This window comes from Chryseobacterium sp. JJR-5R (assembly GCF_034047335.1).
Lineage (GTDB): Bacteria > Bacteroidota > Bacteroidia > Flavobacteriales > Weeksellaceae > Chryseobacterium.
Window position 1 is genome coordinate 2,160,182 of record NZ_CP139137.1, and the last position, 22,208, is coordinate 2,182,389.

Consider the following 22,208-nt stretch of genomic DNA (forward strand, 5'->3'; position numbering starts at 1 on the left):
ATTACTGAATAAGTTTTTTTATTTCTTCCAGATCATCAATTTCATTAACTGTCTTGTCTTTCCGCCATCTTAAAATCCTGGGAAAACGCAGGGCAACTCCGCTTTTATGCCGGCTGCTGAACCCTATGCCTTCAAAAGCGATTTCAAAGACCAATTCAGCCTTTACGGTACGCACGGGACCGAATTTTTCAATCGCATTTTTGTTCACAAATCGGCTGACTTCCATAATTTCTTTATCAGTAAGCCCGGAATAGGCTTTGGCTATGGTCACCAGCGCATCACCGTTCTTTACCGCAAATGTGTAGTCTGTGTAGTAAGCACTTCTTCTTCCGCTTCCTTTCTGCGCATAGATCATTACTGCATCGATGGTTAACGGATTAATTTTCCACTTCCACCAGTCGCCTTTTTTACGCCCGGAATGGTAGAAGGAATCTTTCTTTTTCAGCATCAGCCCTTCACTGTTGATTTCGCGGGAACTTTCCCTGATCTGGTTTAAGTCATTCCAGTTTTTAAAACTAATAACTTCGGACAGCTTAATATGTTCTGGGGCTTCATTCAGCAGAAGTTCTTCCAGCATGGCACGCCTTGCGGAAATAGGTTTCTCCCGCAGGTCATTGTTTTCCAGTTCCAGTATATCATAGGCAAAAACCTGGATCGGAATTTCGGAAAGCATTTTTTTGGTTAATGTTTTCCGGTTCAGCCTTTTCTGGAGCTCATTAAAGTTCAGGACTTTATCATCTTTTACCGCCAGGATTTCCCCGTCAATAACAAAATTGCCCTTCATCTGCTGAATTGTTTCCGCAATTTCCGGGAACTGTTCGGTAATGAGTTCTTCACCTCTGGACCATATAAACACTTCGTCATTCCTTCTGATGATCTGACCGCGGATCCCGTCCCATTTGTATTCAACCAGCCATTCATCCGGAGTTCCCAGATCTTCCGGCTCTTTTTCCAGCGGATAAGCCAGGCAGAAAGGATAGGGCTTTGAATTGTCGGGATTGATATTTTCTGCGGAAATAAGTTCCTGGAATGATGCTTCTTCCGGCACCCATTTTCCCATCAGGCTGTGCATTAATGTGCTGGATTCCTGGTTTGAAAACTTGGTCAGTGCATTGATCAAAGTCTTATCCGACACCCCGATCCGGAAGCTCCCGCCCAGTAATTTATTGAATATCAAGCGTTCCGTATAGTCGAGCCCATTCCAGGAATGCAGGACAAAGTCTTTTTTATCGTCATCTGACTTTCCTTTTAAACCGATGATGTCATTCATCCACTGGGAAAGGGTACGCTCTATTTTTTCAGTTGGCGGCGGAAGAATCAGTGAAATGGTTTCACCGAGGTCTCCCACCGAAGAATGGCTTTCCTGAAAAAGCCAGAAGGGCAGCCCGGTAATTTGAAGTGCCCATTCTTTCATATAATTGGTATTGACATTCCGTTTGGGCCTCTTGCCTGTAAACAATGCAATAAACCATACCTTGTCATCATCCGGTGCACGTTCCAGATAGTCAATGATGGCATCGATCTTGGCGTTGGTTTTATTGGTGCTTTCGAGGGCATTGATCAGTTCTGCGAAATGCTTCATAATTTAAAATATAATTTCCGGTAATCGATTCTTTAACAATTGGGGCTATTATAACCTTTATTCATAAACTTTCTCTATTGCTTTCTTTATTGAAAAAAGATTTTGTTCAGGTCGTTTGTACAATCTTTTAAAGTACTGAATCATTCCTTGGGTTGAGATGCAGATGCTTCGGCAGTTTCTTCCTTCTCGGTTTCCTCTTCATCATCGCCATACAATGTCTCTACGACATCCGCTTTTATCCCGATTTCATTTAAATATTTTGAAAAAACTTCGGTCTGCCCATGCGTAACATGAACGATTTCTGCTTCCGTTGCTTTTATGGCCTGTAACAGGCCGCCCCAATCTGCATGATCGCTCATGGGAAAGCCGGCATCCGCGCTCCGCCATCTTCTCGCCCCGCGCACCTGCATCCAGCCTGAACAGATGGCCGTGGCGGGATTCGGGATTTTTTTAATTACATTGCTGTCCAGTAAAGCAGGCGGAACGATAACAATGTCATCCTGTACATGCTTTATACTTTCCCTGAAATCCGGCACTTCATATTCCGGGAGCGTAATGCCTGCATTTTCAAAAGCTTCATTTAATTTTCCGATAGAGTAGTGAACATGGATTTTCCCAAGGCCTTCCACCGCTTTCATGATCCGCTGAGCTTTTCCGAGGGAATATCCGATAAATACGGACGTTTTCTGGTTTTCCTTGTTTTTAAGCACCCAGTTCTGCATTCTCTTATTCAGGTCATCCACTTCCAGCCAGTTGTAAATCGGCAGCCCGAATGTGCTCTCACTTACAAATTCATGGCACTTTACCACTTCAAAAGGCGTACTCAATCCATCATACTGAACTTTATAGTCTCCGGAAATAACACTTACATAGCCTTTATATTCCAGACGGATCTGTGCAGAGCCGATGATATGGCCTGCCGGATGAAACGATACCTTTACGCCGTTCATATTGATGACTTCGCCGTATTCCACACTCTGGCATTCGATGTCTTCACTGATCCTTTTATAGAGGATCGGTTTTGTAAAATGGTGGCATAGGTATTTCTTCATTCCCCACCGGGCATGGTCGGCATGGCCGTGCGTGATTAAGGCGAGATCTACGGGCCTCCAGGGATCAATATAAAACTTCCCCTGCGGACAGTAAATTCCTTTATTGGTAAATGTAATCAGTTTCAATAGTGCGGATTTGGATTTTACCATTCAAAAACCTAACCAATCATTTAAAAATTATGATTTTAATCTTCTCAATCGGGTACCTGACGGATTGATGTCAGTCTCAGGTTATCCGGAATGATAATCACAACAGCTTTTTGACCGTCCCTGAGATAATATCAATGCTTTTTTCGGCTTCGTCCAGATTAAAATTTCCAAATCCGAGCCTCATGGCCGTCAGTTCCTTATTCTGGTAAAGCAGAGTTTTCGGAATAAACAGGTTGTTCTTTGAGCATTCCCGGCTCAGCTTCATCAGGTTGACCGGAAATTTCCATTCTGCCCAGACGGCAAGTCCGCCCGAAGGCTTCTGAAAACTGATCCATTCCCCCATTTTTTCCTCAAGAAGCAGGGAGAAATGGTCTCTTCTTTCGCGGTAAATTTTAAGGGATTTCTTCAGGTACCGGTTGATTTCGCCTTCGGCAATCATTTCACCCAGGACATGTTCCATCAGCACATCGCCCTGCCGGTCTATAATTCCCAGATACTTACGCATTTCCGCCATCAGGTTTTCGGGAGCCACAATAAAGCCTGTCCGGAAACCGGGAGCCAAGGATTTCCCGAAAGAACCGATGTATACCACCATGCCGTTCGTATCTGCACTGGCCAGGGGCAAAATGGGGCTTTTATCATAATGGAATTCATAGTCATAATCGTCTTCCAGAATGATAAAGCCGAATTCAGCAGCAAGGTCCAGGAGTTCCAGCCGGCGATGGGCGCTTAATGTAACGGTTGTGGGATAATGGTGATGTGGGGTAAGATACAGCATCCTGACCTTTTGTTTCTCACAGATACTCCTTACTTCATTCACATTTATTCCATGCTCATCAATCGGGACGGAACGGATATCCACTCCGGCTTTCTGAAAAATCATATTGACTGAAAAATAGCTCAGTTCGCCTACCAGAACTATATCGTCCTGTGCCAGCAGTATTTCTGAAACAATGTAAATACTCATTTCCGTGCTTCTCGTAATCAGAAGATTGCTTCTCGAAATCGGCAGGCCTCTGGACAGATTTAAATATTGGGAGAGATTCTTTTTAAAGAATTCACTTCCGTCGTAATTGTACTGGCCGATCTTATGGGCTTTCCGTTTTAACGTTGCACTGTAGATTCTGGATTGCTGGTCAACCTGGGTCAGACGGATATCGGGGATGCCGTCGTTGAAAAGGTAGTCGCAGCCTGAATGTTCAAAGGGATTGTCCAGAATATTGGAGGTCTTAAAAGAAAATCCCGCTGTTTTTGGATAGTTTCCGAGATGGTCCTTTTCAAATTTTTTGATTTTTAGTGGCTGTTCCCTGTCTTTGCCGATCACAAACGTCCCTTTATTGGGATATGTTTCTATCCAGCCCTGAGCCATTAATTCTTCATAGACATTGACTGCCGTATTCCTGTGGACTTCGAGAATCCGGCTCAGGGACCTTGTTCCCGGAAGTTTCGTGCCGAAAGGAAGATAGCCCCGCTGTATGGCATTCACCAGCTGGCCGGCCACCTGCAGGTATACGGAAATATCGGAATCTCGATCAATCGTAATAAAACTTTTATAAGGAATTTCAACCGGACTATCCATAATATTAAAACCGGCACCATTCAGCCATCCGGCAATATACTAATTTTGGAATCAAAATAAAATCTATGGAATTCTACAGCCTTATCGAAAGAATTGTTCAGGATCCCCTGACACATGCACGATGGCTCAACACCCTTTCATTCATGGAAAATGCCGGGGCCAGAAAAATTTCCGCCTGCGAGCACCCTGCTCAGGTAAATATCATTCAGCTGAAACATGCCTGCGAAGAACACCGCCATGCCTATTACCTGAAAAAACAGATCGGAAAATTGGGTAGCGGACTGTGTACGGCTTACGGGAATGATGAACTGCTGGCTGCGGCGGCAACAAGGCAGTACCTGCATGCTTTGGACATTAAAGCCTGCAAATACCTGAAAAAACATTTTACCCTGACCCAGGAAAAGCTTAAATATGCAGCCTATCTTTTTGTAACCTATGCCATTGAGGTCCGTGCCGATGAACTGTACCCGGTTTACCAGGATGTTCTTACCAGGGCATCATCAAAGGTGATGGTAAAATCCATAATTCTTGAAGAAGAAGGCCATCTGGAAGAAATGGTTTCGCAGCTTAACGGGTTTTCCGGAACATGGCATAAGCATGCCGAAAATATAGTACAGATGGAAAAAGAGCTGTATGACGCATGGATTAAGGCCATCATCCATGAAGTGGAAATCCCTGATCATGCATAACGGGCTCCAACACCTGCAGGATGCGCTTGATAAAAGGGAAAAGAACGGGAATTTAAGGGTATTGCAGCCAAGAACAGGAGGTATTGATTTTTACTCCAATGATTATCTGGGGCTGGCAGGGAATGAAGAGCTGCAGCAATTGCTGTTGAAAAAAATCATTCAAAATCCTCAGCTGCTGTCAGGCAGTACGGGTTCCAGATTAGTCAGCGGAAACAGCGATCATACAGCCGAAACCGAACAATGGATAGCCAGGGAACACCGGTATCCTTCCGCACTGCTTTTTCCTTCAGGGTATCATGCCAACCTTGCTTTATTTTCAACAGTTCCGAACCGGCATGATACTGTTATAGCCGATGAAAAAATCCATCGTTCCGTACATGATGGCTGTACATTATCGTATGCTAAAAAGTTAAAATTCAGGCACAATGACCCTGAGGATCTGGAAAGGATATTAAGCAGGCAAAAAGGACGCTGTTATATTGCCATAGAAAGCCTTTATTCCATGGATGGGGATGTTGCCCCGATACAGGAAATCGCCGGGGTCTGTGAAAAGTACCGGGCAGGCCTGATTGTAGATGAAGCCCATGCTTTCGGGATCTTTGGGTACGGCCTGGCAGACCGGTATCAGCTCCGGAACAAAGTGCTCGCAACCGTTATTACCTACGGCAAAGCTTTGGGCATGCATGGTGCCGCGGTTCTAAGTACCGGTTTAATAGTATCTTATCTGATCAATTTTGCCTCTCCGTTCATTTATACAACTTCAGCACCTGATGTGCAGTGGATCGGTATAAAAACAGGATATGACTTCTTAAAAAAGCATCCTGAAAGGTCCGCAGGACTTCAGAAAAACATCAAGATTTTCCGTCAGCAGAGGCTGAATTCGATTTCATCAGAAGGAAGTCCCGTTCAGGCAGTTTTAATTCCTGATACCCGGAAACTGAAAAGCCTGCAGAAGACATTATATGATAAAGGACTGCTAACTTATGCCGTATGCAGCCCGGCGGTAAAGGAAGGGTCTGAACGTCTCCGTATCTGTATTCACAGCTTTAATACAGAAGAAGAAATTATAAAGCTCACAGGAATTATCAGGGACATTCTATAAGTCACATGAATCAATCTTCTGACATTTATTTAAAGCAGGGTATAAGATCAATCTTAATACCGAAACTAATTATGAATTTTAATTTTCTGATATGAAATTATTTATAACCGGAATAGGGACTGAAGTGGGGAAAACCGTATGCTCGGCCATTTTGACGAAATATTTTAACGCTGAATACTGGAAGCCCGTTCAGTCGGGAGACCTCAGGAATTCCGACAGCATGAAAATAAAAGAATGGACAGGAAATGATACCGTTTGCCATCCGGAAACATACCGTTTTAAGCTGGCCGCGTCACCTCACCAGTCAGCCAAAGAAGAAGGGGTGACAATAGATCTACATAGATTTAAAATCCCTGAGACTTCAAATCCTATGATTGTGGAAGGAGCCGGAGGCCTGATGGTACCGCTTAATGAAGATTATTGCATGATTGATCTGATTAAAAAACTGGATCTTCCGGTGGCTTTGGTGGCAAGGAACTACCTGGGCTGTATCAATCATACGCTGTTGTCGGTAATGGCCCTGCAGCAGCATGCAGTGCAGCTGAAATACCTGATCCTTAACGGGGATTTTCCGCCGGATACAGAGCATATTATCCGCGGGCATCTTCCGCCTGAAACTTCCGTGGTAAGAATTCCTGATCTTGAAAAAATAACAAAAGAACATATAGAAAGTATTACAAAACAATTATCACAAAAAAGATGGATCGAAAAATAATAAGAAACGACTGGACAAAAGAAGAAATCAGGGATATCTATAATCTTCCGCTCATTGAGCTGGTCTACAAAGCGGCTACCGTTCACCGGCAGTGGCATAATCCTGAAGAAATTCAGATGTCAACCCTGCTTTCGATAAAAACCGGCGGCTGCCCGGAAGACTGTTCCTATTGCGGGCAGGCAGCGCGCTATCATACCAACATCAAGGTTCAGGCGTTATTGACTACAGAAACGGTGATTGCACATGCCCAAAAGGCGAAAGACACCGGCTCATCCAGGTTCTGTATGGCCGCAGCATGGCGGGAAGTACGGAATAACCGTGATTTCGACCGGGTGATCGATATGGTAAAAGGCGTTAATGAGCTGGGACTGGAGGTTTGCTGTACCCTGGGAATGCTGACCGAAGAGCAGGCAGTCCGCCTTCAGCAAGCCGGTCTGTATGCCTACAACCATAACCTTGACACTTCTGAACAGTATTATGAAGAAATCATTTCCACCAGAACGTTTGACAACCGTATCAACACCATCAATAATGTCCGGAAAGCCGGGATTACTGTCTGCTCAGGAGGGATTATCGGGTTAGGTGAAACGCATCATGACAGGATTTCTATGTTGCTGACCTTATCTACCATGCCGAGGCATCCGGAATCCGTTCCGATCAATGCACTGGCAAGAGTAGCAGGGACACCGCTTGAAGACAATGAAAAAACCGATACCTGGGAAATGGTAAGAATGATCGCCACGGCAAGAATCATAATGCCTTTCTCTATGGTCCGGTTGAGCGCAGGAAGAGTTGAAATGACGGAATTTGAGCAGGCCTGGTGTTTTATGGCAGGCGCAAACTCCATCTTTACCGGTGAAAGGGAAACTTTGCTCGTCACCCCGAATCCGGGCGTTTCAGAAGATATGCAGATGCTCGAAAAATTAGGCCTGAAGCCAATGAAGAGAGAAAAACAGGCTGCTGAATAATGAATCATGTGTTTACGCATATACATACTCATTCATAAATCACTTACTTTAAAAATCCATGAACTTACAGCAACGCGATAAAGCGGTCAACTGGCACCCGTATACCCAGATGCAGACGGCAGCCGATGCCATCCCTATTGTAAAAGGAAAAGGTGTTTATCTTTTCGATGATCAGGGAAATAAATACATTGATGCTGTTTCTTCCTGGTGGGTTACACTTCATGGCCATGCGCATCCTTATATCGCCGGGAGAGTAGCTGAGCAGCTGCATACGCTGGAACAGGTTATTTTTGCAGGATTTACCCACAAGCCGGCAATAGAGCTTTCGGAGAATTTACTAAAACTCCTTCCTGAGAACCAGAAGAAAGTGTTCTATTCTGACAACGGTTCAACCGCAGTGGAGGTTGCGCTGAAGATCTGTATACAGCTTGCCCATAATACCGGAACGAAAAAAACAAAAATCCTGGCCTTTAATAATGCTTACCACGGCGATACGTTCGGGGCCATGTCCGTAAGCGGAAGGAGCGCCTGGACAAAGCCTTTCGGCGACATGCTGTTTGAAGTGATTTTTATCGATGCGCCGGCTCCGGAAAATCTTGAACATTTAAAATCCGTTATCAAAATCCATGCAGATGAGGTAGCCTGCTTTATCTACGAGCCGCTGGTTCAGGGAGCTGCCGGAATGCTGATGCACAGGGCAGAAGATCTGGATGCAATGATGAAATTCTGCCGGGAACAGGGTATCCTTATGATTCAGGATGAGGTTTTTACAGGCTTTGGCAGGACGGGAAAACTGTTTGCCGCAAATTATCTTTCGGAAAAGCCGGACATCATGTGTTTTTCAAAAGGCCTGACCGGCGGAACCATGCCTATGGGAATTACCACCTGCTCACAGGATATTTTCGGTGCATTTTTATCCGAAGACCCGTATAAAACCTTGTTTCACGGCCATTCTTTTACCGCAAATCCCCTGGCATGCACTGCAGCCCTTGCCAGTATGGAATTATTACTTGATGAAGCAACACAGGCGGATATTCAGCGGATTACTGAACAGCATGCTGATTTTTCAGTTATTTTGAGCCGGCATCAGCAGGTTGATCAGGTAAGGCAGACCGGAACCATCCTAGCCTTGGAAGTTAAGAACAGCCGGCAGACTTCCTATTTCAATGAAACCGGAAAAATGCTGTATCATGAATTTCTGTCAAGAGGGATCATCATGCGCCCCTTGGGAAATGTAATATATCTTGTTCCGCCTTACTGTATCACACGGGAAGAACTGGAATTTGTTTACACCAGTATTACAGAAGTGCTTGATGCTTTAAAATAATGATTAAGCATTGCAGCTTTGCTGTATACTCGCCAATAGACATTGTGCTTCTTGACATAGAAAGACTGATCAGCTGTGATATGATGCATGAAGACAGACCGGCCATATTTCTTAATCCTGAAAATCAATCATGCTCCTGTTTTGTTGAAACGTATCAGGTTCGGGAAAGAAGCAGATTTTGTTAAAAGCTTATTCCTGAAACGGCTTGACAGATGATGGTAACTTTTCCTTCGCAGAAGAAAACAGGAACCTCTGTTGGTTAACGACATATTCATTGGCTTATTTTTTGAACCCCAGACAGTAAATAAATTGTATGGCATCTTCATTACTTTTGCAGTTAGAATGGAAGGAATTTTTAATGGGACAGGAAGAATGGTCATTTCTTCTGGAAATCGTTTTGAGGACCTTTATCATGTTTTTAACGATCATTATCGGCCTCAGGATATTAGGAAAGAGGGGAGTAAAGCAGCTGTCACTTTTTGAACTGGTCGTGATCATCGGGCTGGGCTCTGCAGCAGGGGACCCGATGTTTTATAAGGAAGTGGGGATAGCGTCTTCCGTCATTGTTTTTATGGTGATTATCCTGCTTTATACTTCGGTAACCTATATTATAGGAAAAAGTAAGTTTTTTGAAAAATTGCTGGAAGGAACATCCATCTGCCTGATCGAGAAAGGCGAATTTTCCATTGAGAATTTTAAAAAGGAAAATCTTGGAAGTGATGAATTTTTTGCGGAGCTGAGGCTGAAAGGCATTTCACATCTCGGTCAGATCGAAAAGGCTATTGAAGAGGTCTCGGGAGAGATCAGCGTTTTTTACTTTGAAGACCAGGAAGTAAAATTCGGGCTTCCGATTATGCCCGGATCTTTAGAAAACCCGCTTAAAAGCATAAACAGCAAAGGTTTTTATTCGTGTACGTTCTGCGGACATACGGAAGAGAAGGATACCGGCAATGCAGGCCGCTGCTGTAAATGTGAAAAAGACAAATGGGTAGGAGCCAGTAATATGAAAAGGGTAACTTAAATAAACGAAAAGGCTTCCCGAAAGAAGCCTTAAAAAAAACACAAATGATGAAAAAAAATTATTTCGATATACAAATATAATTAATATACGTCTTATGTTAAACATAGCATGACATCCATTTATAAAATCTATTGATAATCATGATCACTATTTTATCCCGCATTCAGCTTTTGCGAACTGATAGAAATTCCGAATGCCAATAAGGCCACGATTCCCAAAACAAGAATTTTTACCGGATTACGCATCATTCCGGAAGCTTCTTTATTTTCTGTTTTTGCATTCATAACATTTTGTTTTATTGGAAATAACCATCAAATACCACACCAACTAACGATGATTAATAGTATGCAGTTAATTTCTACATTCAGATAAATAGTTTAAAGTCAGTGCTATGTCGTTAAATCAAATTATATCCAGTCAATAGAAACCTGATTATGCTTTATAAAAATCCCTTCCCGAAAAATCGGAAAGGGACACACCTAACATTAAGAAATTTCCTCAGTCAATAAACAATGTTGCTATTGCCTGGGCATCACTTCCCGTTAATATTTCATCATAAGCTGCAGAACCTGCTTCCGGACCGAAAGCTGCAGCCGTATTAAACCCGGCCTGTACGGTAACACCTTCTCCTGCATATACAGGGTTGGTTGCTGCCGGCATGTTTCCGCCGTTAGCCAATTCAATCCAGCCTTTGTTTGCTCTCATCCTTCTTACCTGTGAAGCATGTCTTGCTTCTACGGAATGGATCTGTAAAGCAGCCTGTAATACGGTTTTGTTGGACATTACATTTCCTGCCTGCCCTTTGTACGCTCTTACGCCGGTATCTTCAAACGCCTGGGCCAGTACCAGGAACTGATTATAGTCTGAAAAAGGAGAAAATGCTCCGTTTACCGTAAAATCGAATGTAGGTTTGGCTCCCGGAGTTTGTCCAAGTGAAGTCAGTGTACTTTTCAGAAAAGCAACGTGAGCACTTTCATGCTTGGAGATCTGCATGAAAACCGGACGGTCAGTACTTGGGATTAACCCAGCCGTTGAAAGTCCTTTAGTATAATATTCATCTTCCAGGTATTCCAGTACCAAAGCAAGCTGAAGTGCATCTGTTAATGCACTTTTACCGGCATTTCCGGGTACGGTTGCAGTAGTAGCGGTGGTCTGTGCTTTGGCAGAAGTAGTCATTAAAGCACCCAACCCTAAAGGAATAGAGGCAACTGCTGCTTTTTTACCGAATTGGGATATTTGGGAAAGTGTTTCCAGCCTTGATGCTTCCGTTGTGAAGAATTTATCGTCAGATAATCTATCTAGTAATTTTAGAATGTTCATAATGTAAATTTTTGTGAAGTGAATAAATTAACCGATTCCTTGTTCTTTCCAGGTAAACGGAGTTTTAAAGAACCCGCCTGCTGCCGTTACAACGTCTTTAGGCTCTTTTGCAACATCAAGACCGTTAGTAGGGTTCACTACATCATCCCCTGAAAACGCTGCGGTTCCCGGATTGATAAGGTCTCTGATTGCAGCGGCATGTCTTGCTTCCACGGAAACAATTTTCCCTGCAATAACAAGATAGTCTACATTGGTAATGTACTTTCCTGCACCGTTGTAAGCTGCTACCCCTGTATCTTCAAGTGCTTTTGCCGTAGCAAGTACGGAATTCCTGTCACTGAAGTTCACATTGGGATACTGGAACTCAAGCGTAGGAAGAACATTGGAAGTTGCTCCGGAAATCGCTGCCTTAAAGAAATCCCTGTGGATCACTTCATGGTGGTAAAGATCCGTAAAGATCTGTTTTTCGGCATTGGAAATCCCGGTATAGAAATTATTAACCACTTTGGTATAGAAATCCGCCTCAAGCTGTTCCAGTGCATACGCATAGTTAAGGATACCCACGTCGCCTTTTCCCAGGTCGAAGACATTGTTGTCAACAAACTCAAAGTCGTTGTCATCACATCCGATCAGCGTAAGCCCGGCCATTGCCAGCCCCACACCACTTAATTTTAGAAAGTTTCTTCTGTTCGTATCAAGGGTGGCTCCCTGATTAGAAACACTAATTGTTTTTTTCATAATATAATCTGTTTAAGTGAGAATTTTATCTTAATTATGATAGAGAAAAAACAGCATAAAAGAATTATGCTGTTTCACAACTAACAAACCATTACGGCATTAAAACCGTGTCTATAACGTGAATGACCCCATTTGACTGATTAACATCAGCTATTGTAACTTTAGCATCATTTCCCTTAGCATCTCTTATATACAGGTCTTTTCCTTTTGTCCAGAACGTCAATTGTTCGCCCTCTACGGTTTTCATCATTGCCTTTCCGCCTTTTGAATTAACGGTAGTCATGATTTCTTTCGCATTGAATTTCCCCGGAAGGACATGATAAGTTAAGATCTTGGTAAGCATTGCTTTGTTTTCAGGCTTTACCAGGTTTTCCACAGTTCCTTTGGGAAGTTTTGCAAATGCCGCATCAGTAGGAGCAAGAACCGTAAAAGGCCCCGTACCCTGTAAGGTTTCTACCAGCCCTGCTGCTTTAACGGCAGCCACCAGTGTTTTATGATCTTTGGAATTTACTGCGTTTTCAATAATATTTTTAGAAGGATACATGGCAGCACCGCCTACCATAACCGTTTTTTCTTTTTTCATCTGTGCAGCTGCATTTCCGCTGAAAGCGAATGATAGAGCAACCATTCCTAAGACTGCGATTTTTGATTTTGTCTTCATTATTTTATTTTTTAAGTTATCTTATTAATTTATATGCAATTCAATTGCCGTTGTTATAGTCATTTACGAGAGTGGTTTCAATTCAGATTTAAAATTTTCAATATTTTTTTTAAACCGTTAATAATCAGCAACTTATTTTTTAAATTTAATTATCTTTTTTATTAAATTATTAAAACTTGTTAATATTAAGGACTTTTTGTTGTGAAATAGTAAACAATTGTTTAATTTTGTTGGGGTATTTAAAATTTAATCTTACCGCATGGTAATGTTTAATTTTTTCAGTATATTTGAAAAGAAAATTATTCGCTATTAAAACAAACTATTCGGAAGAGCAACTTATCGTTTTATTACAAGAAAAAAACGAAAATGGTTTTCATTACCTGTATGACCACTATTCCGGTGCGTTATACGGTATTATACTCCGGATCGTTCAGTCAAAAGATTATACCGAAGACATTATTCAGGATGTGTTTGTAAAAATCTGGAATTCTATCCATCAATATGACTCGTCAAAAGGACGGTTCTATACCTGGATGATCAATATTGCCAGAAATACTGCTATAGATTATTTAAAATCAAAAGGTTTCCAGAACGAACTTAAAAACCAATCTCTTCCGGATTTCGTATATAACTCTGCAGAGCTTTCAACGACCCATGACGCTTCAGATTTTATCGGCTTCAGTAAAGTGCTTGAAAGTCTGGATGTAGACAAAAAGGAACTTATCGACCTGGCATATTATCAGGGATATACCCAGAATGAAATTGCCGAGAAGCTCAAGATTCCGCTTGGGACTGTAAAAACCAAGATGCGGAATGCACTGATGAAATTAAAGGATTTGTTAAAAGATTATCAATAAATTGAACACTAAAGAATACATATCATCCGGAATCATAGAATCTTATATTCTAGGTCTTGCTTCTACAGAAGAAGCAGGTATTTTGGAGTGTGTGATGAAAAACAATGCTGAAGTAAAAGCTGCTTTTGAAGAGGCTCAGAAGACAATGGAAGCCCTTGCTAATGCCCAGGCAGTAGCTCCTCCCGCAGACCTGAAATCCAAAATCTGGGAAAAGCTACAGAAGGAGCGGACCGTTGAAGACCATCCGCCGGTATTCTCCGTAGATATTCCTGCAGCAAAACCGCAGGAAGAGATCAGAATACAGCGCACCGGGAACTGGAAGGCCTATGCCGTTGCTGCCATGGTTTTGTTCCTGGTCAGCGTAGCCGGAAACCTGTTCTGGATGAATGACCGCGCTAAAACACAACAACAGCTGACCGCAATACAGAGCGAAAAGCAGTCCCAGGACGTGGCCATGCAAAAAATGAACCAGAAAATGGAGATGTTTACCAATCCTGAAATGAAGGTTGTGATGCTGAAAGGCGTTGAAAAACATACAGATTCCAAAGCGACGGTATTCTGGGATAAAAAAACAAAAAAAGTCTATCTGAATGCGGAAAACCTTCCTAAAGCTCCTGAAGGCATGCAGTACCAGCTTTGGGCTATTGCCGATGGAAAGCCGGTAAATGCCGGCATGTATACCGAAGATAAGGACATCAGAACAGCACTTGCCAGCATCCCGGATGCACAGGCTTTTGCCATTACCCTGGAAAAACAAGGCGGAAGCCCGGTTCCTACAATGGAGAATATGTATGTGATGGGAGAAATTTGACTTCAATCATAAGATAAAATATAAAGATCAGCTATAAAAGCTGGTCTTTTTTGTTGTCGGAAACCCTGGTTCAATAAGATATCTTTATCTCAAACAAAGTAAATTTCTTATCTTTAAGTTTATCAATCATTATTTTTATGAAAAAACAAACAATAAAAAATACCGATCTGTCAGTAGCACCGATTAATTTCGGCGGTAATGTTTTCGGATGGACACTGGACGAGAAACAGTCTTTTGATATTCTGGATCAGTTTACAGAAGGCGGTTTCAACTTTATAGATACTGCAGACACCTATTGCTGGTGGGTAAACGGAGAAGGCGGGCAGTCTGAGGAAATCATCGGAAAATGGATGAAAAACCGCGGCAACAGGAATGAACTGGTGGTTGCTACAAAGGTAGGTTCTGAAACAAAGGAACATGGCCATGACATCAGCAGGAAACACATCCTGAAATCTGTGGACGAATCTTTACAGCGTCTCCAGACCGATCATATTGATTTATATTACACTCATTTTGATGATAACAAGACACCGGTTGAAGAAACTTTGTCTGCCTATGATGAAATTATAAAAGCAGGAAAGGTACGCTATATCGGTGCTTCAAACCTGTCACCGGAAAGGCTGAAGGAATCCTTTGAAGTTTCCCGGGAACATCACCTCCCGAAATATGTAGCCCTGCAGCCGCATTACAATCTTGTGGAACGGGAAAAATTTGAAACCCAGTATGCTTCATTGGTCCAGGAATTTGACCTGAGCGTTTTTACCTACTGGTCACTTGCCTCAGGATTTTTAACCGGAAAATACCGTAGTGAAGATGATTTATCAAAAAGCCAGAGAGGAGAAGGAGCCGGGAAATATTTAAATCCGAAAGGGCTAGAAGTCCTGAAAGCTTTAGACCTGGTCAGTTCGGCCCATGGGTCAGATCCGGCAGCCGTGGCATTAGCCTGGTTACTGGCAAATCCGCTGGTCACGGCCCCGATTGTAAGTGCTACAAGTGCATCCCAACTGAAAACACTATTTGCCGCACCTCAGCTGGAACTCAGCAATGAAGATGTCGAGCTTCTGAATACAGCAAGCCAATAACTGAAGAAACATAAATAAAACCGTTCAAATAAACTTTGAACGGTTTTTTATGTTGATCGATTTAGAATGTTAATCGGAATATTCTTTTAACAGCTGGCGGTAGCTCGTGAGAATGGTAGACTTAGAAATAAACCCGATAAATACATTGCGGTCATTCACAACCGGTAAATTCCAGACTCCGGTATCATCAAACATCTGAAGAATTTCCAACGGCTTATTTTCAGGATGAACCACCGCCGGAGGGGCTTTCATAATCTGTATAATCGTGGCTGAGATTTCTTCACTGCTGAACAGGTACGGGCGGATATCGTCCAGGGTGAGAATACCCCGAAGGATCTTACCATCATCCACCACGGCAAAAATGTTTTTGGTACCGTTTTTTACCAGCTCAAACAGGTCCGTAATCGGAGCATTCTCATGGATTACCTGCGAATAACGGTCAATAAAATCTTCTGTCTTCAGTGAAAACAGCAGGTTATTGTCATGCTTATCTGTAAAGATTTTCCCCTGGTCTGCCAGAGATTTAAGCTCCGGGGAAATCGGGGAGAACCATTTTGCAATCAGGTATGATATGATGGCCACAATCATCAACGGAATAAAAAGATCATACCCGAAGCTTGATTCCGCAATCAGGAAAATGGCGGTTAACGGTGCATACATCACGCCGCTCATGGCTCCGGCCATCCCTACCAGTACCAGGTTGGTAACAGGAACTTCCTCAAAGCCGAGCTGCTGGCAGATAATTGCAAACAAATAGCCTACTGTTCCGCCCGCAAAAAGGGAAGGCGCAAAATTCCCTCCGTTTCCCCCGCTGAAAATGGTGAACGACGTTGCAAATGCTTTCAGCAAAAGAACCAGGACCAGGAAAATGATAATCGTGAAATTCCTGATTTCAAAATACCTGAAAAAACTGTTCTCTATAATGGTATGCGTATTCCCGTTGGTAAAAGCCTTCACCGTGTCATACCCCTCACCGAATAAAGGCGGGAACAGCACACAGAGCATGGAAAGGACTGCGCCACCGAACATGGCTTTTCTCAGCGGCGACATCTTCAGCCCGCTGATAAAGTGTTCCACTCTTTTAGAAATAATGACAAAATACCGGGCGTACATGCCTGTTACAATCCCTAAGGCAAAGTAGTAAGGAAGGTTCCTGTAATTGAAAGCCTCCCGCGTATAAAACCGGAAGAGCACATCTTCCTGAAGCAGGATCCTGGATAATAAGCTTCCGCAGACCGCTGCTACCACCAACGGGATAAAATCGGTAAAGACCACTCCTGTAAGCAGGATTTCAAAAGCAAACATAATCCCTGCAATCGGTGCATTGAAGGCAGATGCAATTCCTGCCGTAGCGCCTGCGGCCAATAATAGAGTACGTTCTTTGTAGCTTAAACGGTAAGTGCGGGCATAATTTGAGCCGATGGCTGCTCCCGTAACGGCTATGGGGCTTTCAAGGCCTGCAGAACCTCCGAGACCAACGGTAACCGCGCTCTGCACAATTTGGGAATACATTTTAACAGAAGATACGACACTGGAATTTTGCGCAATTTCATACAGAATCGCTCCGATTCCTTTCCGGTCCTGGCCTTTGAATATCGTCATAACGATCATTACCGTAAGTACAATCCCTAAAAAAGGGAAAATAATATAAAATAAAATCTGGTATTCAAAATGAACCTTTGTCGTTATAAAATGGTGGATGTTATGCACCAGCGTCTTCAGCAGTACGCCGGCCAGACCCGCCGTACAGCCCACAAGAATCCCGGAAAGCACCAGGAACTGGTTCCTGCTGAGCCTGTTGTTGAGCCAGTGGAGAATCAGTTCATAGCTGCGGGCCTTTTCAAGTCCGTATTTCCGGAAATCCCTTTTAAACTTTAAAAAACTGAGAAACTTTTTTTTGTGATGAATATTCACCTGTCTGAAGATTTAAACTGTAACCGAATTGCCGCAGTTCCGTAAATTTATGAAATATATCATAAATAATAAAATTTACCTTTGCTCGCCTGTTTCTCTTTTAGGCCTTAAAATTAAACGGATGGACGGATTATTCGTGATAAAAAGCCTCAGCCAGTTAAATGCAAGGCGCACTTTGCTCCTGAATGTAACCAGCGGGATAATATGGATGAAAAGCCATGTAAGCCATGCTATAAACCCTTTATAAGAAAACTTCCGGAGGTCTACCACCGCATCGAACTTTGAAATGATGGCCATGCTTCCTTTATTGTTATAAGTAAAAGGTTTCAGTTCCTTTTCATTTTCAATCCTCCTGAAATTTTCAGCTAAATTGACCGATTGCTGAATGGCTACCTGCGCCAGCTGCGGATGGCCCTTCGGGTATTCTTCTTCGGTAAGCTGCAGGGCAATATCACCCAAGGCGAAGATATTAGCAGTTCCTTGTACTTTGTTATAAGCATCTACCAGCAATCTCCTGCCTTTTCCCACGCTTTCCTGCGGAATCCCGGGTACTTCTCTGCCTATGACACCGGAAGTCCAGATCAGGGTTTCCGTTTCAATGGTTTTTCCGTCGGCAAGGATCACTTTTTTATCGACATAATCTTTTACGGCAACATTCAGGAGGATTTTCACGCCCAGTTTTTTAAGCCTTTCATAAGCAGCTTCCTGTGCCATTTTGCTCATGGGGGAAAGAAGTGTCGGGAGGGCATCGATCAGATAAATATTGGAAAGCCCGAGCTTGATTTCAGGGTATTCCTTTTCAGCAATGTATGTTCCCATTTCGGCAATCATACCCGCCAGTTCCACGCCGGTAGGCCCGCCGCCGGCAATGACGATATTCTGCAGTTTCTGTGCTTCTCTTATATTTTTATTGCGAGCCGCTTCTTCAAGCGTAAGCAGCATATGGTTTCTGAGGTACAATGCCTCATCAATAGTTTTCATAGAAAGGGCACACCGCTGTACATTCTCCATCCCGAAGAAATTGGTTTCCGTTCCCAGCGCCAGTACCAGGTAATCGTATTTAAGTACTCCGGCATCGGTTTCCAAGGTATTGCTGTCATGATCAACTTTCACAAGACTTCCCATATGAAAACCGACATTTTTATAATTTGAAATCATTTTCCGGAACGGATAACTGATATTGGATGCCTCGATAAACGAAGTGGCTACCTGATAGATAAGCGGGGGGAAGAAATGGTAGTTATTTTTGTCAACTAAAGTAATGCGGAACCGGTTGTCATTAACCAGAGATTTGATAAGGTTGATCCCTGCAAATCCTCCGCCTACGATAACGATGTGCTTTTTCATGTATTATATTATTGAAAGGTGTACTGGTATGGCTTCAAGAATAACGCCAAAGCCTTTGATGTGGTAGATTTACTGCATAACGTCTGGAATGGGCTTATTTAAAAATAAAATTATAATACCATCCGGTTTTCATAACAGAGATATATGGCTGGATCAGATGAATTTCACTGCAGTTTATAACAGCCTTATGCTGAAGATTGTTTTAACTGCACGATGTTTGTACTTTGTATAGAACCAAAATCTTAAACAGCAGAATATGAAAACAGACATTTTAACGGAAAAACACAGGCTCGGATTGGGTGGAGTAGCCATTGGAACGGCTTTTGAGGCCCTCACAGACGGAGAATCTGATGAAGTTTTGCAAAAATCCTGGGATCTGGGGATCAGATACTATGATACGTCGCCATGGTACGGACTGACTAAAAGTGAAAGGAGATTCGGAAATTTCCTTCATGGACAGAACCGGGATGAATTTGTTTTTTCAACAAAAGTGGGAAGGCTGTTTACCGAAGTATCCGAAGATGAAGTACCGCCTACCATGTGGCAGGACCCTTTATCTTTTGATTTCAAACATAATTATACAGCCGATGCGATAAAAAGATCTATTGAGGAAAGCCTGGAAAGAACCCGGCTGGGCCATATTGATATTGTTTATGTTCACGATTTATCCGAAGACCAGGTAGGTGACCGTTACCCGTATTTTTTAAAGCAGGCCAGGGAAGGTGCATTTAAAATACTCTCAGACTTACGGGATCAGGGTGTGATCAAAGCCTGGGGAATGGGTGTAAACACGATTGAACCTATTTTAGACTGCCTGGATTCAGCGGATCCTGACATATGCCTTTCCGCAACCCAGTATTCTATCCTGGAGCATGAAGATGCAGTTGACCGGCTGCTTCCGGCCGTAAAAAAAGCCAGGATCCAACTGGTTTCCGGAGCCGGTTATAATTCAGGGTTTATTAACGGGAGGCCGAGATACAACTACAAAGACGTAATTCCGAAAGGAATGACGGAGAAACGTGAAAAAATAAGTAAGATTGCAGAAAGATATGAGGTCGGTATTGTTGATGCTGCCCTGCAGTTCGTACTTGCAGCCGATGAGTTTTCCTCTATCATTCCGGGAGCAAGCAGACCGGAGCAGGTGGAAAGCAATGTAAGTGCCCTGAATAAAAATATTCCTCCGGATTTCTGGAAAGAACTTAAATCCGAGGGCTTGATCTATGAAAAGGCACAGGTGCCCGGCTGAATCTGATCTTAATCACATACAACCTCCTAAGTATATAGGAGGTTTTTTATTGGATAATGATGTCTGTAATATCGCTTCAGTAGAGACTTCGATCTTATTTTGTGTCTTCTTCATGCAATATCACTACCTATATAGTTATATTTGTTATATTTGTGCCTTGAAAAATCTTGATATTTAAAATAACAGTCAATCAAAAAAACATGAAAAAATTAATTATGACGTGCAGTCTGGCAGCCGGTTTATTTCTAACTTCAAACCTTGTGAACGCACAGCAGAAAATCGGCCACGTTAATTCTGACGATATTTTCTCCAATCTTCCGGAAGCAAAGACCGCAGAAGCTTCTCTGGATACTTTCACAAAAACCAAGCAGACTGAGATTGAAAAGCTGATCTCCTCTTATCAGACTAAGCTGAAGGCAGCCCAGGATAAGGAAAAAACAATCAGTGAAGCCAATAAAGAAAGTGTCATCAAAGAACTAACCGCTGCCCAGACCGAATTGCAGGCGTTAGGAAAAGATATTGAAGCTGCCCGTACCAAAGCGGCGCAGGATGTTTCCAAAAGGCAGTCTGAACTTTTTATGCCGATTCAGAAAAAGGTAAGCGGGATGATTTCTGCAGTAGCCAAAGAAAAAGGACTGGCTTATGTGTTTGATGTAGCTTCTTCACAGGGAAACAGCGGATTGGCTTATACGGATGGCGGTGAAGATATCACTCCGGCAGTAAAATCAAAGCTGGGTGCAACCGCTGCGAAACCGGCTGGTAAATAATTCTGCATTATCATTATGTAAGATAGCTGCATAAAAGAAAAGACAGGTTTTTAAACTCTTAAACTGTAACCGGATTAGTGCTACGCCTGCTTACAATAAACCTAAAATAAAAGGCCGGAAACAAAAGATATGTATCTTCCTGTTTCCGGCTTTTAATTTTTTACGTTTTACGCTGATCTAATCAATCAAGGGGTCTACGGCCTGATATAAGATTATAAAGAACGACAATAATTGCGATAACCAGCAATATGTGAACTAAGTTTCCTGTGCCTATTCCGGGAACAATGTTAAGCATTCCCAAAAGCCATACTACAATACAAATAACTGCGACTAACCATAATATACTTCTCATGACTAAATAATTTTAATGTTGTTTGATTGGTATTATACACATATTGTGCCCTTTTTCTTAAAATCTCATAAAACAGATACCACATGGGTAATTGCACCTTTATTTATGTAATAAAAATAACCTGATTATCAGAGCACTCCGAAATGCATCAAAGCTTTTTCAATGCCGTGGTGGTCTACATCTTCCGTAACATAATCGGCAATTTCCTTTACGTGGTCATTTGCATTTCCCATCGCGACACCTATTTTAGTGCATTTCAGCATCGTGATATCATTTCCTCCGTCTCCAAAGGACATGGTTTCCGACATATCAATCCCAAAATGCCTGCAGAAGTGCTCAATACCGTTCTGTTTGGTAATACCGCCCGGATTAACATCTGCAAAGAGAGGAGTCCATCTTGAGCTTACAGAATCCGGCATTATACTTTCCATAAAGCCCTGCTCATTTTCCGGCCCCAGGAAAATATTGGCCTGCAGTACATTTTCCGTATCAATATGGTTTTTATCGTGGACCGGCGGTACCGGAAGGTCAATATGCGAATACATCCCGACGAGTTCAGGAGTGGCATCACTAATCTCAACTTTGTCTTCATACATCAGGGAATAGCTTAAAGGATATTTCCGTGCATATCTGATCAGACTGTTGATATCTTCCTTACTGATCGCTTTTCTGAACATTATTTCTCCTTCAGCCGTCACACAGTATCCTCCGTTAAAGGTAATAAAGCCGTCAAAAGTAATGGATTTGATAGGGTCAAGCGAATTAATGGACCGCCCGGTGGCCACAATTACTTTGATGCCTTTTTCACGGAGCTGCCTGATGGCATGCTGTGCTGATTCGGGAATTGTATTGGTTTTAAAACTGATCAGCGTGCCGTCGACATCAAAAAATACGGCTTTTATCTTAAGGTCATGACTTATATTCATTA

22 protein-coding genes are annotated in these 22,208 nt (G+C 42.6%); 11 read left to right on the forward strand and 11 right to left on the reverse strand.

Annotation, left to right across the window (positions count from 1 at the left end):
- Position 1 precedes the first annotated feature (1 nt).
- The 3 genes from SD427_RS09595 to SD427_RS09605 all read right to left on the reverse strand — a co-directional run bounded on the left by SD427_RS09595 (position 2) and on the right by SD427_RS09605 (position 4,363).
- Positions 2 to 1,582, reverse strand: coding sequence for an ATP-dependent DNA ligase (locus tag SD427_RS09595; protein ID WP_320557574.1), 1,581 nt, complete (start codon positions 1,580 to 1,582; stop codon positions 2 to 4).
- A 140-nt stretch (positions 1,583 to 1,722) separates the two neighbouring features.
- Positions 1,723 to 2,760 carry a ligase-associated DNA damage response exonuclease gene (locus SD427_RS09600; protein WP_320557575.1) on the reverse strand — a complete coding sequence of 346 codons (1,038 nt, stop codon included), beginning with the start codon at positions 2,758 to 2,760 and terminating at the stop codon, positions 1,723 to 1,725.
- A gap of 121 nt (positions 2,761 to 2,881) precedes the next feature.
- Positions 2,882 to 4,363 (reverse strand): PLP-dependent aminotransferase family protein, encoded by a 1,482-nt coding sequence (locus SD427_RS09605; protein WP_320557576.1) that lies wholly within the window; start codon positions 4,361 to 4,363, stop codon positions 2,882 to 2,884.
- A 65-nt stretch (positions 4,364 to 4,428) separates the two neighbouring features.
- Here SD427_RS09605 and SD427_RS09610 point away from each other — a divergent pair, with 65 nt between their 5' ends.
- From SD427_RS09610 to SD427_RS09635, 6 genes are all read left to right on the forward strand, one after another.
- Entirely contained in the window at positions 4,429 to 5,052 is a 624-nt protein-coding gene (locus tag SD427_RS09610) for a hypothetical protein (protein WP_320557577.1), read from the forward strand.
- Positions 4,997 to 6,154 carry an aminotransferase class I/II-fold pyridoxal phosphate-dependent enzyme gene (locus tag SD427_RS09615; RefSeq protein WP_320557578.1) on the forward strand — a complete coding sequence of 386 codons (1,158 nt, stop codon included), beginning with the start codon at positions 4,997 to 4,999 and terminating at the stop codon, positions 6,152 to 6,154. The genes SD427_RS09610 and SD427_RS09615 overlap by 56 nt, the downstream gene beginning before the upstream one ends.
- A gap of 91 nt (positions 6,155 to 6,245) precedes the next feature.
- A complete protein-coding gene (gene bioD / locus SD427_RS09620) occupies positions 6,246 to 6,869 on the forward strand; it encodes a dethiobiotin synthase (RefSeq protein ID WP_320557579.1) in 624 nt (207 codons plus the stop codon).
- Positions 6,854 to 7,837, forward strand: coding sequence for a biotin synthase BioB (bioB, locus tag SD427_RS09625; protein ID WP_320557580.1), 984 nt, complete (start codon positions 6,854 to 6,856; stop codon positions 7,835 to 7,837). Before bioD ends, bioB begins: the two co-directional genes overlap by 16 nt.
- 58 nt (positions 7,838 to 7,895) lie before the next feature.
- Positions 7,896 to 9,164 carry an adenosylmethionine--8-amino-7-oxononanoate transaminase gene (gene bioA, locus SD427_RS09630; protein WP_320557581.1) on the forward strand — a complete coding sequence of 423 codons (1,269 nt, stop codon included), beginning with the start codon at positions 7,896 to 7,898 and terminating at the stop codon, positions 9,162 to 9,164.
- 313 nt (positions 9,165 to 9,477) lie between these two features.
- Complete coding sequence (locus SD427_RS09635) at positions 9,478 to 10,185, forward strand: DUF421 domain-containing protein (protein WP_320557582.1); 708 nt, start codon at positions 9,478 to 9,480, stop codon at positions 10,183 to 10,185.
- Between the two features lie 152 nt (positions 10,186 to 10,337).
- Here SD427_RS09635 and SD427_RS09640 read toward each other — a convergent pair whose 3' ends face one another.
- The 4 genes from SD427_RS09640 to SD427_RS09655 all read right to left on the reverse strand — a co-directional run bounded on the left by SD427_RS09640 (position 10,338) and on the right by SD427_RS09655 (position 12,904).
- Positions 10,338 to 10,469, reverse strand: coding sequence for a hypothetical protein (locus SD427_RS09640; RefSeq protein ID WP_320557583.1), 132 nt, complete (start codon positions 10,467 to 10,469; stop codon positions 10,338 to 10,340).
- A gap of 214 nt (positions 10,470 to 10,683) precedes the next feature.
- Entirely contained in the window at positions 10,684 to 11,505 is an 822-nt protein-coding gene (locus SD427_RS09645; RefSeq protein WP_320557584.1) for a ferritin-like domain-containing protein, read from the reverse strand.
- Between the two features lie 27 nt (positions 11,506 to 11,532).
- Positions 11,533 to 12,243, reverse strand: a complete 711-nt coding sequence (locus SD427_RS09650) for a ferritin-like domain-containing protein (protein WP_320557585.1) — start codon at positions 12,241 to 12,243, stop codon at positions 11,533 to 11,535.
- A 91-nt stretch (positions 12,244 to 12,334) separates the two neighbouring features.
- Positions 12,335 to 12,904 carry a fasciclin domain-containing protein gene (locus SD427_RS09655; RefSeq protein ID WP_320557586.1) on the reverse strand — a complete coding sequence of 190 codons (570 nt, stop codon included), beginning with the start codon at positions 12,902 to 12,904 and terminating at the stop codon, positions 12,335 to 12,337.
- Positions 12,905 to 13,191: 287 nt separating this feature from the next.
- Here SD427_RS09655 and SD427_RS09660 point away from each other — a divergent pair, with 287 nt between their 5' ends.
- The 3 genes from SD427_RS09660 (at position 13,192) to SD427_RS09670 (ending at position 15,654) form a co-directional block, all read left to right on the forward strand.
- Complete coding sequence (locus SD427_RS09660) at positions 13,192 to 13,761, forward strand: RNA polymerase sigma factor (protein WP_320557587.1); 570 nt, start codon at positions 13,192 to 13,194, stop codon at positions 13,759 to 13,761.
- Position 13,762: 1 nt separating this feature from the next.
- Positions 13,763 to 14,572, forward strand: a complete 810-nt coding sequence (locus SD427_RS09665) for an anti-sigma factor (RefSeq protein WP_320557588.1) — start codon at positions 13,763 to 13,765, stop codon at positions 14,570 to 14,572.
- Between the two features lie 137 nt (positions 14,573 to 14,709).
- Positions 14,710 to 15,654 carry an aldo/keto reductase gene (locus tag SD427_RS09670; RefSeq protein WP_320557589.1) on the forward strand — a complete coding sequence of 315 codons (945 nt, stop codon included), beginning with the start codon at positions 14,710 to 14,712 and terminating at the stop codon, positions 15,652 to 15,654.
- Between the two features lie 69 nt (positions 15,655 to 15,723).
- Here SD427_RS09670 and SD427_RS09675 read toward each other — a convergent pair whose 3' ends face one another.
- Positions 15,724 to 17,568, reverse strand: coding sequence for a chloride channel protein (locus SD427_RS09675; protein ID WP_320557590.1), 1,845 nt, complete (start codon positions 17,566 to 17,568; stop codon positions 15,724 to 15,726).
- Between the two features lie 75 nt (positions 17,569 to 17,643).
- Positions 17,644 to 18,915 (reverse strand): NAD(P)/FAD-dependent oxidoreductase, encoded by a 1,272-nt coding sequence (locus SD427_RS09680; protein ID WP_320557591.1) that lies wholly within the window; start codon positions 18,913 to 18,915, stop codon positions 17,644 to 17,646.
- A gap of 256 nt (positions 18,916 to 19,171) precedes the next feature.
- Between SD427_RS09680 and SD427_RS09685 the strand changes: the two genes are divergently transcribed.
- Together SD427_RS09685 and SD427_RS09690 are read left to right on the forward strand one after the other, a co-directional pair.
- Complete coding sequence (locus SD427_RS09685) at positions 19,172 to 20,161, forward strand: aldo/keto reductase (RefSeq protein ID WP_320557592.1); 990 nt, start codon at positions 19,172 to 19,174, stop codon at positions 20,159 to 20,161.
- Positions 20,162 to 20,361: 200 nt separating this feature from the next.
- Positions 20,362 to 20,928 (forward strand): OmpH family outer membrane protein, encoded by a 567-nt coding sequence (locus tag SD427_RS09690; protein WP_320557593.1) that lies wholly within the window; start codon positions 20,362 to 20,364, stop codon positions 20,926 to 20,928.
- Between the two features lie 181 nt (positions 20,929 to 21,109).
- Here SD427_RS09690 and SD427_RS09695 read toward each other — a convergent pair whose 3' ends face one another.
- Both SD427_RS09695 and SD427_RS09700 read right to left on the reverse strand, forming a co-directional pair.
- Positions 21,110 to 21,280 (reverse strand): lmo0937 family membrane protein, encoded by a 171-nt coding sequence (locus SD427_RS09695; protein ID WP_056216866.1) that lies wholly within the window; start codon positions 21,278 to 21,280, stop codon positions 21,110 to 21,112.
- Positions 21,281 to 21,408: 128 nt separating this feature from the next.
- Positions 21,409 to 22,206, reverse strand: coding sequence for a Cof-type HAD-IIB family hydrolase (locus SD427_RS09700; RefSeq protein ID WP_320557594.1), 798 nt, complete (start codon positions 22,204 to 22,206; stop codon positions 21,409 to 21,411).
- Between the last annotated feature and the right edge of the window lie 2 nt (positions 22,207 to 22,208).